Here is a 13,372-nt window from a genome sequence, read left to right on the forward strand (position 1 = left end):
CTCGCGAAAGCGGAGTGTCAGGCAACGATGATGTCGACTGACACTCCGTCTTCGCGAGCAAGCCCGCTCCCACAGGGTTCAGGGTTGAACCACAGCCCCCGGCACCAACGGCAATTCAAGGCTGGCAATAAATCCGCCCTCCGGGTGATTGGCCAGCACCAGACTGCCGCCATGGCGCTCCGCCGCACGACGCGCAATGGCCAGCCCGAGGCCATGCCCGGCCGCTGTTTGCCCCGGTGCCCGATAGAACGGTTCAGCCAGCTGATTCAAATGCTCGGTTTCTACGCCAGGGCCGTGATCGCGCACGCTGACCACAATCCTGTCGCCCTGACGCAACGCCTGCATTTCGATCGGTTGCCCGACCGGGTTAAAGCGCTGGGCATTGCGTAGCAGGTTGTCCACGGCGCGCTCGATCATGGTCGGCCAGCCTTTGAGGTTCAGTTGCGGCTCGACTTCAAGGTGCACGTTCTGCTCGGGCGAACCCAACTGAGCGTCTTTTTGCAGGGTAGTGAGCAGCGCGTTTAGATCGACTTCTTCGGCACTGGCGTTGTCGGCATCGACGCGCGCCAGTACCAGGATTTCGCTGATCAACGCTTCCAGTCGATCGCATTCACGGGTCAGGCGTGGCCAGAGTTTTTCCCGCTCCTCAGGGTTGGCCCGCTCGGCCAGTGCCAAGGCAATGCGCAGTCGGGCCAAGGGTGAGCGTAATTCGTGAGACACGTCCCGCAGTAATTGCCGCTGGCTGCCGATCAGGCTTTGCAGGCGTGCGCCCATGCGATTGAAGTCGTTGGCCAGCACACCGAATTCATCGCGGCGGTTGGCCAGTTTCGCCAGGCTGTTTTGTTGATACGTTGTCTGCCCCAGGTCATGCACGGCGCTTCGTAAACGGCTCAGTGGTCGCGTGATGGAAAAGGTCACCAGCAAGCTGAACAGAGTCAACACCACCAGTGCGATGCCCAGTGCACTCAACGGCCAGAGCAGGCTTTCGCGGTGCCAGGCGTCCAGTTCCGGGTGCGGGACGCGATAGATCAGCAGATAGGTGTCGCCTGTCTTGGCGCTGGTGTATTCATCGGTCAGACGCCGCCATGGCAGGCGTCGATCATCGTTGTTCTGTCGTGCTTCGAAGGCCGCCGCCCGCCGTGGAAAGGTACCGCGTACCACCGGGTCACCTGCCTCGTTGAGCACTTGAACGTTGATGTGATACTGACGCTTGCGCTGTTCCAGAATGTCCTGGGCGGCTTCTTCTCCCTGGCTTTCGTAAGTTTGCGTCCACTGTTCGGCCAAGGTGTTGAGGCCCGGGTGGCGACTGAGAATCCACGCGTCCTGGTTGAGCATGTGCCCGAGCAGAATGGAAAGCCCTGCAACCAGAGCGATGGCCAGCCAGAAGCTGGCCAGAATACGCCAGAACAATGAGCGCACAGAAAATCCTCAAACAAGCGCAATCCATGTGGGAGCGGGCCAATGTGGCGAGGGGGCTTGCCCCCGTTCGGCTGCGAAGCAGTCGTAAACCATTACCTGCGGTTTAACTTTGAAATGTCGGGGCCGCTTCGCGACCCAACGGGGGCAAGCCCCCTCGCCACACAAGCCCGCTCCCACATTAGACTGAGTGGCAACAGACCCAACGGGTTAGCCGTCGGGTCCGGGGTTAGCGCATTATTGCGCTTTTTGCGCTTGCTGCGCTTTCCAGGCCTTGAACTCGGCCCATTCGGCGCGACGCTCAGCCTTTTTCTTCTGGATCTCGTCGAATTGCTTCTGTTGATCCGGTTTCAGCAGTGCGCGAACGTCGGCTTCGGCTTTCTTGTGCTTGGCCGCCATCTCGTCTTTCAGGGCTTTCTGATCGGCTGGCGAGAGTTTTTCCAGGTACTTGTCGACCAATTGCTGACGCTCATGCATCTGCTCGCCCATGATCTTGCGGATTTGCTCGCGCTGTTCGCGGCTCAGGTCCAGCTGGCTGTAAGGGCCTTTACCGTGCATGCCGTGCATCTGACCGCCGTGGCGTGAGCCGTCCATGTGATCACCCATCGGACCTGTGCCTTCAGGCATGGCCATGGCAACGGTCGGCAGGGCGGCAGCAAACATCAGAGCGATAAGAGTCTTGCGCATGGTGTATCTCCTTGTCTCGTTCCCGGTACGTTCCGGATGTGTGCAGATTACGCAGATCAAGGTCAGCGGCGGTCAGCGGAGCGTAAAGCTTGGGTAAAGAGGGTCTTGTGCCGACCTGACAAAACCCCACAGCTACCAGTCTGTGGCGAGGGAGCTTGCTCCCGCTGGACTGCGTAGCAGTCCCGCTTTTGGGGCCGCTTCGCAGCCCAGCGGGAGCAAGCTCCCTCGCCACAGGTTGCTCATGTCCGTTCGTTCTTACAGGCTGTAGTAGTAACCGCGACTGCGCAGGGCCACGATGCGCGGGCGGCCGTCGGGGTGTGGGCCGATTTTTTTGCGCAGGTTGCTCACGTGCATGTCCAGGCTGCGGTCGTACAGGGTCAGTTTGCGACCGAGGGCGATTTGTGCCAGTTCCTGTTTATCCAGCGGTTCGCCGGGTTGCTTGAGCAGGGCTTCGAGCAGGCGGCTTTCGGAGACAGTGAGGGTGAACTCCTGTTCATCGATGCTGACCACGCCACGCACCGGGCTGAAGCACAAGTCACCCAATTCGAGCTGGCTGGAAACTGCCGTCGGATGACTGCGGCGCAACACTGCGCGCAGGCGCGCTGTCAGCTCTCGTGGGTCGCACGGTTTGGCCAGGTAATCATCGGCACCGAGTTCCAGGCCGAGGATGCGATCCAGCGGTTCGCCACGGGCCGAAAGCATCAGCACCGGTAAATCCGGATGGTCACTGCGCAGTTGCTTGAGCAGTTCCAGGCCACTGCCATCCGGCAGCATCACGTCCAGCACCACGGCCGCCGGGGAAGTTTCGGCCAACGCCCGGCGCGCGCTCTGGCCATCGTGGCAGGCGCGGACCTGAAAGCCTTCCTGGCTCAGCCAACTACTCAGGAGCTCACACAGCTCCTGGTCATCATCAATTAATAACAGCTCGCTCATGACTCACTCAATTTAGCCATTGCCGACGTTTTCTGGTTGCACCACTGGCGAAGATACCGCAGAGCAAGGCCAATAGCGCTACTGCGCCCCCAATCACGAACCATTGCTGCTGATCTGTCAGCAGGCGTGGCAGCGGGCTGCTGGCCTGAGCCTCCTTGAGTTGCAGCTTGAGGCGCTGATTCTCCTGGCGCAACCGGCTCAACTGAGCGCTTTCGCGTTCGCCATCGGTATTTTGCAGTTGTTTGCTCAGCTCTTCTCGTTGCTGCTCGCTTGCCTTCAAGCGCTGCTGCAACTCGGTGATCTGGCTGCCGGCGCTCAAGGACAGCGGCGTCGAACTACCGCCATTGGCGCTTTCTTCACCGTGGGCGGGCGCCATGATCGACAACGTCACCAACATCAGACACAACGGACCTTTGCGCATCGCAACTCCTGATTCCAATACGAGTATTGGGCAGGTTGTCGGCCGGTAAACGAGAATAATGAGCGATTGAACACGCGATGAACCGACAAGGTTCATCGCGCTGAAGGACTTTACGGGAGGACTTGCTTGAACGGCTTGACCAAAACGTTGGCGTAGACGCCTGCGGCAATGTACGGGTCGGCATCGGCCCAGGCCTGTGCGGCGCTCAGCGAATCGAATTCGGCAACGATCAGGCTGCCGGTGAAACCCGCCGCGCCCGGATCATTGCTGTCGACGGCCGGGTGCGGGCCGGCCAGTACGATACGACCTTCGCCTTTAAGCACTTGCAGTCGCTCAAGGTGCGCAGGCCGTGCGGCCAGGCGGGCTTCCAGGGAGTTGGCGACGTCTGTGGCAATGATTGCGTAAAGCATGTCAGTCCTCGGTTTTTGGCGTGGTGGTATCGGCGTCGTGCAGGTGGCGGGACAGGTAAATGCCCTGGGCGACCAGGAACAGCAACGTCATGCCCAGGCTGCCGAAGACTTTGAAGTCGACCCAGTAGCTCTGGAACGTAAACGCGACGAACAGGTTGGCGGCGCCGCAAAACAGGAAAAACCCGATCCAGGCGATGTTCAGACGGGTCCAGACCGGCTCTGGCAGGGTCAGCGCGTGGCCCATGATGCGTTTGATCAACAGTTGATCACCGATGAAGTGGCTGCCGATGAACCCGAGGGCGAACAGCCAGTTGACCACCGGGGCTTTCCATTTCAGGAAGGTCTCGCTGTGGAACGCCAGGGTCAGGCTACCGAAGACCAGGCAGGCGATGAGGGTCAGCCACTGGCTCTTCTCCAGCTTGCGCTGCTTGATGAACAGCGTGCCGTAAACCACCAGGGAGCTGATGATCAGCACGGCGGTGGCGCTGTAAATACCACCGACAGACAGTTGATAACCGCCGATATCGACGACCCGTGGATCGATTTTGAAGACGATGAAAAACAGCAGAAGCGGGATGAAGTCGATGAATTGTTTCACAGTGGCAGCCAGAAGCAGGATGTGGCGGCATAATAACAAACATATTGACGCGCGATAGCGTCAGCTGATTTGAGGTTACACAGTCCTGTGAATGTTGATTTGCACTGCCATAGCACGGCTTCCGATGGCGCCCTCGCGCCTGCGGTACTGGTTGCGCGTGCGTTCGAGAAAGGCGTGCGAGTCCTGGCCTTGACCGATCACGACACCCTTGAGGGCCTCGACGAGGCCCGTAGCGCCGCGACGGTGCTGGGGATGCAACTGGTCAATGGCGTCGAATTGTCCTGCACCTGGGGCGGGGCGACCATTCACGTTTTGGGCTACGGTTTCGACGTCAATGCGCCGCCGTTGGTCGAGGCCATTGCAAAATTGCACGATGGCCGCTGGCTACGGTCCGAAGAAATAAGCCGCAAGTTGGCGTTGAAAGGCATGCCGGGGGCGCTCGACGGCGCTCGGGCCATTCAACAGGAGCTGGGCGACAGCGGTAACGCGCCGGCCCGTCCGCACTTCGCCGACTGGATGGTGCGCGAAGGTTTCGTCAAGGATCGCGCCGAAGCGTTCCGCAAATGGTTGGGCGCCGGCAAACTGGGCGACGTCAAACAACACTGGCCGACCCTGGAAGACACTGTCGAAACCCTGCGCGCCGCGGGCGCCTGGGTCAGCCTGGCGCATCCCTGGCACTACGATTTCACTCGCAGCAAACGTCGCCGCCTGATTGCCGACTATATTCAAGCAGGGGGCCACGCGATTGAAGTGGTCAATGGCCATCAACCCGCCGAGCAGGTGGGCAGTTTGGCGATTCTAGCCCGCGAGTTTGGTCTGCTGGTCAGCGCCGGCAGTGATTTTCATGGCCCTGGAGGCTGGTCCGAGATCGGTGAATACCGCCCGCTCCCGGAGGATCTGCCACCACTGTGGTGTCGATTCAAACATGACCCAATTATTGCCGTCGTCTGAACAGGTAGAGAATGTGAGTCAATTTTTCCAGATTCATCCGGAAAACCCGCAACCGCGCCTGATCAAACAGGCTGTCGAGATCATCCGCAACGGCGGGGTGGTGATTTATCCCACAGACTCTTCCTACGCCATTGGTTGCCAGATCGGCGACAAGAACGCCGTGGAACGCGTACGCCGGCTGCGTCAGCTGGATGAGAAGCACAACTTCGCGCTGATTTGCAGCGATCTGTCGCAGTTGGGGCTGTTTGCCAAGATCGATACCGGCACCTTCCGTGTGCTCAAGGCTCACTTGCCTGGCCCTTACACCTTCATTCTCAACGCCACCCGCGAAGTCCCGCGGCTGTTGCTGCACCCGAAAAAACGCACCATCGGCCTGCGTGTGCCAAGCCATCCGATTGCCCTGGCACTGCTGGAAGAACTCGGCGAGCCGCTGATGAGCGTGACCCTGATCATGCCCGGCGACACCGACCCGTTGAGCGATCCTTACGAAATGCGCCAGTTGCTTGAGCATCAGGTCGACCTGATCATCGACGGCGGTTTCGGCGGGATCAAGGCGTCCACCGTGATCAGCCTCGCCGACGGCGAACCGGAAATCATCCGCGTCGGTTGCGGCGACCCTGCGCCTTTCATGGCCGAGGCCTAGATGTCAGCAGTAGAACCCGTCGACAGCCAGGCCGGCGCCCAGCAAGAACTGCCTTTCGCCATGGTCTATGGCCAGGCGGTCATGGAAATGCCGCTGGACCTGTACATCCCGCCGGATGCGCTCGAGGTGTTTCTTGAGGCCTTCGAAGGTCCGCTCGACTTGCTGCTGTACCTGATCCGCAAACAGAACATCAACATCCTCGACATCCCGGTGGCGGAAATCACCCGGCAGTACATGGGCTATGTCGAGTTGATGCAGTCGGTGCGCCTGGAGCTGGCCGCCGAGTACCTGGTGATGGCCGCGATGCTCGCCGAGATCAAGTCGCGGATGCTGTTACCCCGTGCCGAGACGATCGAAGACGAAGAGGACGATCCTCGCGCCGAGCTCATTCGCCGCTTGCAGGAGTACGAGCGTTTCAAGGCTGCTGCCGAAGGCATCGATGGCCTGAGCCGCGTCGGCCGCGACGTGGTGGTGCCCAAGCTCGATGCCCCGGAAGCCCGGGCGCGCAAACTGTTGCCGGATGTGAGTCTGGGAGAGTTGCTGATGTCCATGGCCGAGGTCTTGCGCCGTGGCGACATGTTCGAAAGCCACCAGGTCAGCCGTGAAGCGCTGTCCACCCGCGAGCGCATGAGCGATGTGCTGGAACGGCTCAAGGGCGGCGGTTTTGTGCCCTTTGTCGAGCTGTTCACCGCTGAAGAAGGGCGCCTGGGGGTGGTGGTGACCTTTATGGCGATCCTCGAGCTGGTCAAGGAATCCTTGGTCGAGCTGGTGCAGAATGAGCCGTTCGCGGCGATCCATGTCCGGGCCCGAGCCGAATAACGAGTTGAATCATGAACCTGACTGAACCCCGCGAGCTGGCGCCACTGCTTGAAGCCTTTCTGTTGGCCTCGGGAAAACCGCAATCGCTTGAACGCCTGTTCGAACTCTTCGAAGAAGGCGAGCGGCCCGAGCCCCCTGTGTTCAAGAAAGCGCTGACGATTCTGGCCAAATCCTGCGATGGTCGTGCTTTCGAGTTGAAGGAAGTCGCCTCCGGGTATCGCCTGCAGATCCGCGAAAAGTTCGCGCCGTGGGTCGGACGTTTGTGGGAAGAGCGGCCGCAACGCTATTCCCGCGCCATGCTCGAAACCATGGCCCTGATCGCCTATCGCCAGCCAATCACCCGGGGCGAGATCGAAGACGTGCGCGGCGTGGCCGTCAACAGCCACATCGTGAAAACCCTGCTGGAGCGTGAGTGGATCCGCATCGTCGGTTACCGCGACGTACCCGGCAAACCGGCGATGTTCGCCACCACCAAGGCGTTTCTCGATCACTTCAACCTGAAGAATCTCGACGACCTGCCGCCACTCGCCGAACTGCGCGAACTTGAACCCGATCCTGTGCTCGATTTTGACGACGCCCCCGTGCCTGCCAGCCTGCAGGAATTGGCTGATGCCAGCGCCGAGCCGGAAGAACCCAAGGAAGAAACCAGTTTCCACACTCTGTTGCTGGAACTGGACACCATGGAAGAGGGGCTCAAGACCGACTTCGATGATTTGTTGCGCGATGGGACGGTGACCGAGACGGAAGGGGAGTCGGTTCAACCCGAGCCTGAAACCGAAGTTGAACCTCAGGTCGAGGCTGACGCCGAAGTCGAACCAGAGCAGGAAGACGATATTCTTGGCGTCGCCGAAGCTCGCGAAAAGCTCCTGGCCGCTGTAGCCGCGCTTGAACAGCCGAAACCCGAGCCCGAATTGACCGACGAAGAAGCCGAAGCCCAGGCCCTCGCCGAAGCGATCGAAAACGAACGCCGCCAATTCGACGACTGACCCGAATCCTGTGGGAGCGAGCCTGCTCGCGATAGCGGTCTATCAGTCACTTTGATGCTGAATGTACTGCCGTCATCGCGAGCAGGCTCGCTCCCACAAGGGTTCCGTGTTCTCCGGTTGATTAAACTCGGCACCACCGTTCGGCGCAAAAGCAAATAACCGACTGTCGATCAGCTAGTCTCTGATGCGCGAACGTCTCCATGAGCGTATGATTCGCGACCCTTTGGCGATCTCTTCGTCAAACGACCAGCTTTCACATCTTCAGGCACAAGCCTGAACAGACCACACCGGGAGGTGCCCAGATGAGTATCAACGACCAGAAAGACGACCAGGAAATCGGCCCTGCAGGCGAAAAGCTGCAGAAAGTCCTCGCCCGTATCGGCGTCGGCTCGCGCCGTGACGTAGAAGCCTGGATCAGCCACGGCCGCATCAAGGTCAATGGCAAAGACGCCACCCTCGGCCAGCGCGTCGACCTGCATGACGCCATCACCATCGATGGCCGGGTGATCAAGCGCGAAGAAGCCGCCGAGTCGGTACGTCGCGTGATCATGTACAACAAACCCGACGGTGAAATCTGCACCCGTAACGACCCTGAAGGTCGTCCGACCGTGTTTGACAAGATGCCGCGCCCGAAAGAAGGTCGCTGGATCAACATCGGTCGTCTGGACATCAACACCACCGGTTTGCTGATGTTCACCACCGACGGGGAATTGGCCAACCGCCTGATGCACCCATCCTACGAAATGGACCGTGAATACGCGGTACGTGTACGTGGCGAAGTCGACGACGAGATGATTGAACGCCTGAAGGCAGGCGTGGTGCTCGAAGACGGCCCGGCCAAGTTCACCGACATCAAACAGGCTCCGGGTGGCGAAGGTTTCAACCACTGGTACCACTGCGTGGTGATGGAAGGTCGTAACCGCGAAGTCCGTCGTCTGTGGGAATCCCAGGGCCTGGTGGTCAGCCGCCTGAAGCGCGTGCGTTTCGGTCCGGTGTTCCTCAACTCCGACCTGCCGATGGGCCGCTGGCGCGAAATGAGCCAGTACGAAGTCGACATTCTCAGTGCTGAAGTCGGCCTGACCCCGGTGGCGATGCCGCAAATGAACGCCAAGAGCAAAGACAAGCTTGAGCGTATGCAGCGCAAATCGTCCCGTCCGGTGGGCAAGACCGAACGCGTGCGTACCCTGCGTCCAGCTGCGGGTTCGACCGCCGCCAGCCCGCGCGAATCCCGCGAGCCACAGATCGAAGGCGAACGCCCGGCCCGCAAGCCAGCACCACGTCAGGACGGCGAGCGCAGTCCACGCACGCCACGTCCGGCCAACGGTCGCACTGAGCGTGGCGAAGGCCGTGGCGCGCCGTCCGGTGGTCGCAGCGATCGCGGTGCGCCTGCCGGTCGTGGTACGCCCGTGGCAGACCGCCCGGCCGACACCAAGCGCCCGGCCAAGCCGGCGCCGAAGAAACGCCCAGGCATCGTCCTGGTCGACCGTGACGCGCCATCGGGCAAACGCCGCGGTGCACCAGCCGGTTCCGGCCAGCGCCCGGGCTTCGGTCGTCGCAAGCCTGAGTAATCGGTGAGCGCTCCATGAAAAACGCCATCCCTCGGGATGGCGTTTTTTTTGGGGCTGTCTTTAGTTTTGTGGTGTTTGTGAGTTGATCGTTCCCACGCTCCGCGTGGGAATGCAGCCCGTGACGCTCCGCGTCACCTCTCGAAAGCGGACGCGGAGCGTCCATTGAGGCATTCCCACGCGGAGCGTGGGAACGATCAGCTAGAACACAAACCGCCGATCAAACACCGGGTCATCATCCAGCGCCAACACGCCGCCAGAGAAGATCAAATCCAGATGATGGCTACCCTTGGCACCTCCGCCCAAGCCAAGGTGCAAACCGCAATGGCGCTCCTCGAACCCGGCATTGCGTGCATACAAATCTTTCACGCCTTCGTTGGTGCCGATCCCCAGTTCCTCGATTCGCCGATTGGACGGATTGGCGTCCAGGTACTTGTTGAAGTCATGTTCCAGCCCCGGCACATCGGTGGCGATTTTGCTGATGGTGGAGTTCTCGATCCACAACTCCAGCGGTGACGCCAATACGCCGTACTTGCGGGCAAATGGAATCGTACTGAGGAAAGTCCCCATAAATTTCACCCGGCCATTAATGGCCTCGCTATGAGTAGCGATCTCGCCGGGCGCCAGATCGAAGTTGCCGATACCGTTGATGTCGGTCCACTTCTTGATACTGCTCAAGGGTGTTTCGAACCACGACCCATGATCATCTTTGAAACTCAGGGTGGTGGCGTGGGACATGCGCTGGATCAAGTGGCTATTCAACCCGGCAATTCGCTGCGGGGTGACACTGAAGGTGTCGTAGAAGTAATCGCCGTAATCCTTGAACAGCAATGACTTCTTCCAGTTCTGCGCCATCACGCCCTGCAGCGCACGGACAAATTCCGGGCCGTCGGGACGCGGGTTGGGCAGGGTGGAAGAGTCGTAGAAGAAAATGTACAGATCGCTGTCGGTAATCGCCTGCGCCAGCAATTCGGTGGGTTCGAGGTCCAGACGCATCGCGCTGAAGCTGAACCGTGGGCTGTTACCGGCCTGTTCGGCGATGGCGCAGGTATGTGCCTCGTAATCGGCGGTATGGCCGAGCAAGACCTTCGCCGGATTGATGCCGGCAACGGCAGGGTGATGTTCGAGGTAGTAAAGGAAATGCGAGATGGCCCGTTGCTTATCCATGTAATCCTCCCTGACAAACCGAGAAAGTGGCAGGCACGACCGGCCGGATCGTGCCTGCCGGGATGTCTTACAGAGGCCACATCGCCGTGCCGAACGGAACAACCGCGTCGGCTTGCATCATTTCGACGGCGGCTTCGTGGGTCGGTGCTTCAAACCAATCGTCCAGTTGCAGTTCAGTGTCCAAGTCTTTGTCCAGTGCTTGCATGGTGAATTCTCCTAGATGACTTTTTCGGTAAGAACAGCGGCGTGCTTTTCACTCGTTGAAGAGCGCGTCAACGTGCCGGACGATGCAGTTCGGCAAGTCGCTGAAAACCTAGTTCACAGGGTTTTGGAATGCAAAAAAATAATTAAACAATTTTCATTTGAACTATTTGTTCCATTTTTCGAAGGCCAATTTTCTTAATAAAAAACAGAAAACTAAGCCGAAAATTTCCTTAGGAAGCTTCCTATCGTCAATTTACAGTCAGTTGACTTTTTGATCTGATTTGGAAAATTTACGTTACACCTTGTCAATAAAACCTTACGAAAAGGGCTCTCAAACCCCGTGGAATGCCGCGATGGAAAGGTCTGTAAGGAAAACCTTCCGTCAGCCGGCGATTTTGTACCCTTCAAGGGCTCTGGCGCGCTTGTTTCAGCAGCGTATGAAGGGTGAGATGCGCCCCATGCCTGTCGTGCAGGTGCATAACAAGAAGGAGGCGCAATGTACGCCGTGACTCATCTCCATCTCTCCCCCAAGGGCGATTTTTCCGCTGCCCTTATCGATGACCTGCAAAGGTCTGACTCAATTTTTGCAGTCGCCCGAGACCCTCGAGGCGGACACAGGCAATCCCGGCAACCGACGCGCTGATCCAGCGGTGTCTGGCAGCAGGGGGTTACAGGTGTACAATGCGCCGCGTTTTAACTGTGACCCTCTGCGCAACAGCGCAAACCTCAAGGCTATCCGCCTTGTTCACTCCGCCGCGTCACGAGCGTGTCGGGTTCGATTTCGTCACAGATAAAAACAAACAGGTGACGCATGACTGTCGTAAAAACGCTGAACTCCTGGTGCCTGCGCTGGGGTTTGATCGGCGCTGCTTGAAATCGCAACCGAGCAGCAACGTCTACTGAACATCATCAAACCTTGCGTGAGACCCTTTTCATGAGTGGACAAAACTCGCATTCAGGCGAGCTGAAACGCGGCCTGAAAAATCGCCATATTCAACTGATCGCCCTCGGTGGCGCGATCGGTACCGGGTTGTTCCTTGGCTCGGCCGGCGTGCTCAAATCCGCTGGCCCGTCGATGATTCTCGGCTACGCCATCTGCGGCTTCATCGCTTTCATGATCATGCGCCAACTCGGCGAAATGATCGTCGAAGAGCCAGTCGCCGGTTCCTTCAGCCACTTCGCCCACAAATACTGGGGCGGTTTTGCCGGCTTCCTGTCGGGCTGGAACTGCTGGATTCTGTACATCCTGGTGGGCATGTCCGAGCTGACCGCGGTCGGCAAATACATCCATTACTGGGCGCCGGATATCCCGACCTGGGTCTCGGCAGCCGGGTTCTTTGTATTGATCAACCTGATCAACCTGGCCAACGTCAAAGTCTTCGGTGAGGCCGAGTTCTGGTTCGCGATCATCAAGGTTGTGGCGATTGTCGGCATGATCGCCCTGGGCAGCTACTTGTTGGTCAGCGGCAACGGCGGCCCACAAGCCTCCGTGACCAACCTGTGGGAACACGGCGGCTTCTTCCCGAACGGCGTCAGCGGTCTGGTGATGGCCATGGCGATCATCATGTTCTCCTTCGGCGGCCTGGAAATGCTCGGTTTCACCGCAGCCGAAGCGGACAAACCGAAAACCGTGATCCCGAAAGCGATCAACCAGGTGATCTACCGGATTTTGATTTTCTACATCGGTGCGTTGGTGGTCCTGCTGTCGCTGACGCCTTGGGACAGCCTGCTGACGACGCTGAATGCGTCCGGCGATGCCTACAGCGGTAGCCCGTTCGTGCAAGTGTTCTCGATGCTCGGCAGCAACACCGCCGCGCACATCCTCAACTTCGTGGTCCTGACTGCGGCGCTGTCGGTGTACAACAGCGGCACCTACTGCAACAGCCGTATGCTGCTGGGCATGGCCGAGCAGGGCGATGCGCCGAAAGCCTTGTCGAAGATCGACAAGCGTGGCGTGCCGGTGCGTTCGATTCTGGCGTCGGCTGCCGTGACCCTGGTCGCGGTGCTGCTGAACTACCTGGTTCCGCAACATGCGCTGGAACTGTTGATGTCGTTGGTGGTGGCCACTTTGGTAATCAACTGGGCGATGATCAGCTTCTCGCACTTCAAGTTCCGTCAGCACATGGACAAGACCAAACAGACGCCGCTGTTCAAGGCCCTGTGGTACCCGTACGGCAACTATGTTTGCCTGGCGTTCGTGGTGTTCATCCTTGGCGTGATGCTGCTGATCCCGGGCATCCAGATCTCGGTGTATGCGATTCCAGTGTGGGTTGCGTTCATGTGGGTCTGCTACGGCATCAAGAACAAGCGCAGCGCCCAGCAGGCGTTGCAGGCCGCAGGTTCCGCTGCCAAGTAAGTGCAAAGCGCAGAAACAACAAACCCGGCCATGTGCCGGGTTTGTCATTTATGGGTTCCGTACAAAATCCTGTGGGAGCGGGGGGGGGGGGGGGGGCGCGGGGGGGGGGGGGGGGGGGGCGGCCCTCGGGGCAGGCGATACGCCCCCACCCCCCAGGCAGGGGAGGGGGGGCGGCGGCCCCCAGCCCGCCCCCCCCCCCCCCCCCCCCCCACGCAC

Annotated in this window: 14 protein-coding genes; 6 read left to right on the forward strand and 8 right to left on the reverse strand. The window is 59.6% G+C overall.

Annotation, left to right across the window (positions count from 1 at the left end; translation table 11 throughout):
• Positions 1-78 precede the first annotated feature (78 nt).
• The 6 genes from ACZ9IM_RS30335 to ACZ9IM_RS30360 form a co-directional block, all read right to left on the reverse strand.
• Positions 79-1,419, reverse strand: coding sequence for a sensor histidine kinase (locus tag ACZ9IM_RS30335; RefSeq protein ID WP_427627761.1), 1,341 nt, complete (start codon positions 1,417-1,419; stop codon positions 79-81).
• Between the two features lie 234 nt (positions 1,420-1,653).
• Positions 1,654-2,103, reverse strand: a complete 450-nt coding sequence (locus ACZ9IM_RS30340; RefSeq protein WP_427627763.1) for a Spy/CpxP family protein refolding chaperone — start codon at positions 2,101-2,103, stop codon at positions 1,654-1,656.
• 255 nt (positions 2,104-2,358) lie between these two features.
• The gene (locus tag ACZ9IM_RS30345) at positions 2,359-3,036 is read right to left on the reverse strand and encodes a response regulator transcription factor (RefSeq protein ID WP_008010984.1); all 678 of its coding nucleotides are present in this window, start codon (positions 3,034-3,036) and stop codon (positions 2,359-2,361) included.
• Positions 3,037-3,043: 7 nt separating this feature from the next.
• Positions 3,044-3,457, reverse strand: a complete 414-nt coding sequence (locus tag ACZ9IM_RS30350) for an SH3 domain-containing protein (protein WP_427627765.1) — start codon at positions 3,455-3,457, stop codon at positions 3,044-3,046.
• Positions 3,458-3,567: 110 nt separating this feature from the next.
• Positions 3,568-3,867, reverse strand: a complete 300-nt coding sequence (locus tag ACZ9IM_RS30355; protein WP_007984134.1) for a YciI family protein — start codon at positions 3,865-3,867, stop codon at positions 3,568-3,570.
• A 1-nt stretch (position 3,868) separates the two neighbouring features.
• Complete coding sequence (locus tag ACZ9IM_RS30360) at positions 3,869-4,465, reverse strand: septation protein A (RefSeq protein ID WP_123495966.1); 597 nt, start codon at positions 4,463-4,465, stop codon at positions 3,869-3,871.
• A gap of 87 nt (positions 4,466-4,552) precedes the next feature.
• Here ACZ9IM_RS30360 and ACZ9IM_RS30365 point away from each other — a divergent pair, with 87 nt between their 5' ends.
• The 5 genes from ACZ9IM_RS30365 (at position 4,553) to rluB (ending at position 9,432) form a co-directional block, all read left to right on the forward strand.
• Positions 4,553-5,416, forward strand: a complete 864-nt coding sequence (locus ACZ9IM_RS30365; protein WP_095051714.1) for a PHP domain-containing protein — start codon at positions 4,553-4,555, stop codon at positions 5,414-5,416.
• A gap of 13 nt (positions 5,417-5,429) precedes the next feature.
• Entirely contained in the window at positions 5,430-6,059 is a 630-nt protein-coding gene (locus tag ACZ9IM_RS30370) for an L-threonylcarbamoyladenylate synthase (RefSeq protein WP_032830619.1), read from the forward strand.
• A 60-nt stretch (positions 6,060-6,119) separates the two neighbouring features.
• The gene (locus ACZ9IM_RS30375) at positions 6,120-6,878 is read left to right on the forward strand and encodes a segregation and condensation protein A (RefSeq protein WP_177319506.1); all 759 of its coding nucleotides are present in this window, start codon (positions 6,120-6,122) and stop codon (positions 6,876-6,878) included.
• A gap of 11 nt (positions 6,879-6,889) precedes the next feature.
• Positions 6,890-7,864, forward strand: a complete 975-nt coding sequence (scpB, locus tag ACZ9IM_RS30380; protein ID WP_427627770.1) for an SMC-Scp complex subunit ScpB — start codon at positions 6,890-6,892, stop codon at positions 7,862-7,864.
• A gap of 302 nt (positions 7,865-8,166) precedes the next feature.
• A complete protein-coding gene (gene rluB, locus ACZ9IM_RS30385; RefSeq protein WP_192345682.1) occupies positions 8,167-9,432 on the forward strand; it encodes a 23S rRNA pseudouridine(2605) synthase RluB in 1,266 nt (421 codons plus the stop codon).
• Between the two features lie 198 nt (positions 9,433-9,630).
• Here rluB and ACZ9IM_RS30390 read toward each other — a convergent pair whose 3' ends face one another.
• Together ACZ9IM_RS30390 and ACZ9IM_RS30395 are read right to left on the reverse strand one after the other, a co-directional pair.
• Entirely contained in the window at positions 9,631-10,596 is a 966-nt protein-coding gene (locus ACZ9IM_RS30390; RefSeq protein WP_008010991.1) for a M29 family metallopeptidase, read from the reverse strand.
• Positions 10,597-10,663: 67 nt separating this feature from the next.
• Positions 10,664-10,801, reverse strand: a complete 138-nt coding sequence (locus tag ACZ9IM_RS30395) for a hypothetical protein (protein WP_007938535.1) — start codon at positions 10,799-10,801, stop codon at positions 10,664-10,666.
• Positions 10,802-11,734: 933 nt separating this feature from the next.
• On the opposite strand from ACZ9IM_RS30395, the gene ACZ9IM_RS30400 reads away from it, so the two are divergent.
• Entirely contained in the window at positions 11,735-13,156 is a 1,422-nt protein-coding gene (locus ACZ9IM_RS30400; protein ID WP_427627773.1) for an amino acid permease, read from the forward strand.
• Positions 13,157-13,372: the final 216 nt, after the last annotated feature.

Source organism: Pseudomonas sp. TE12508, from assembly GCF_056279485.1.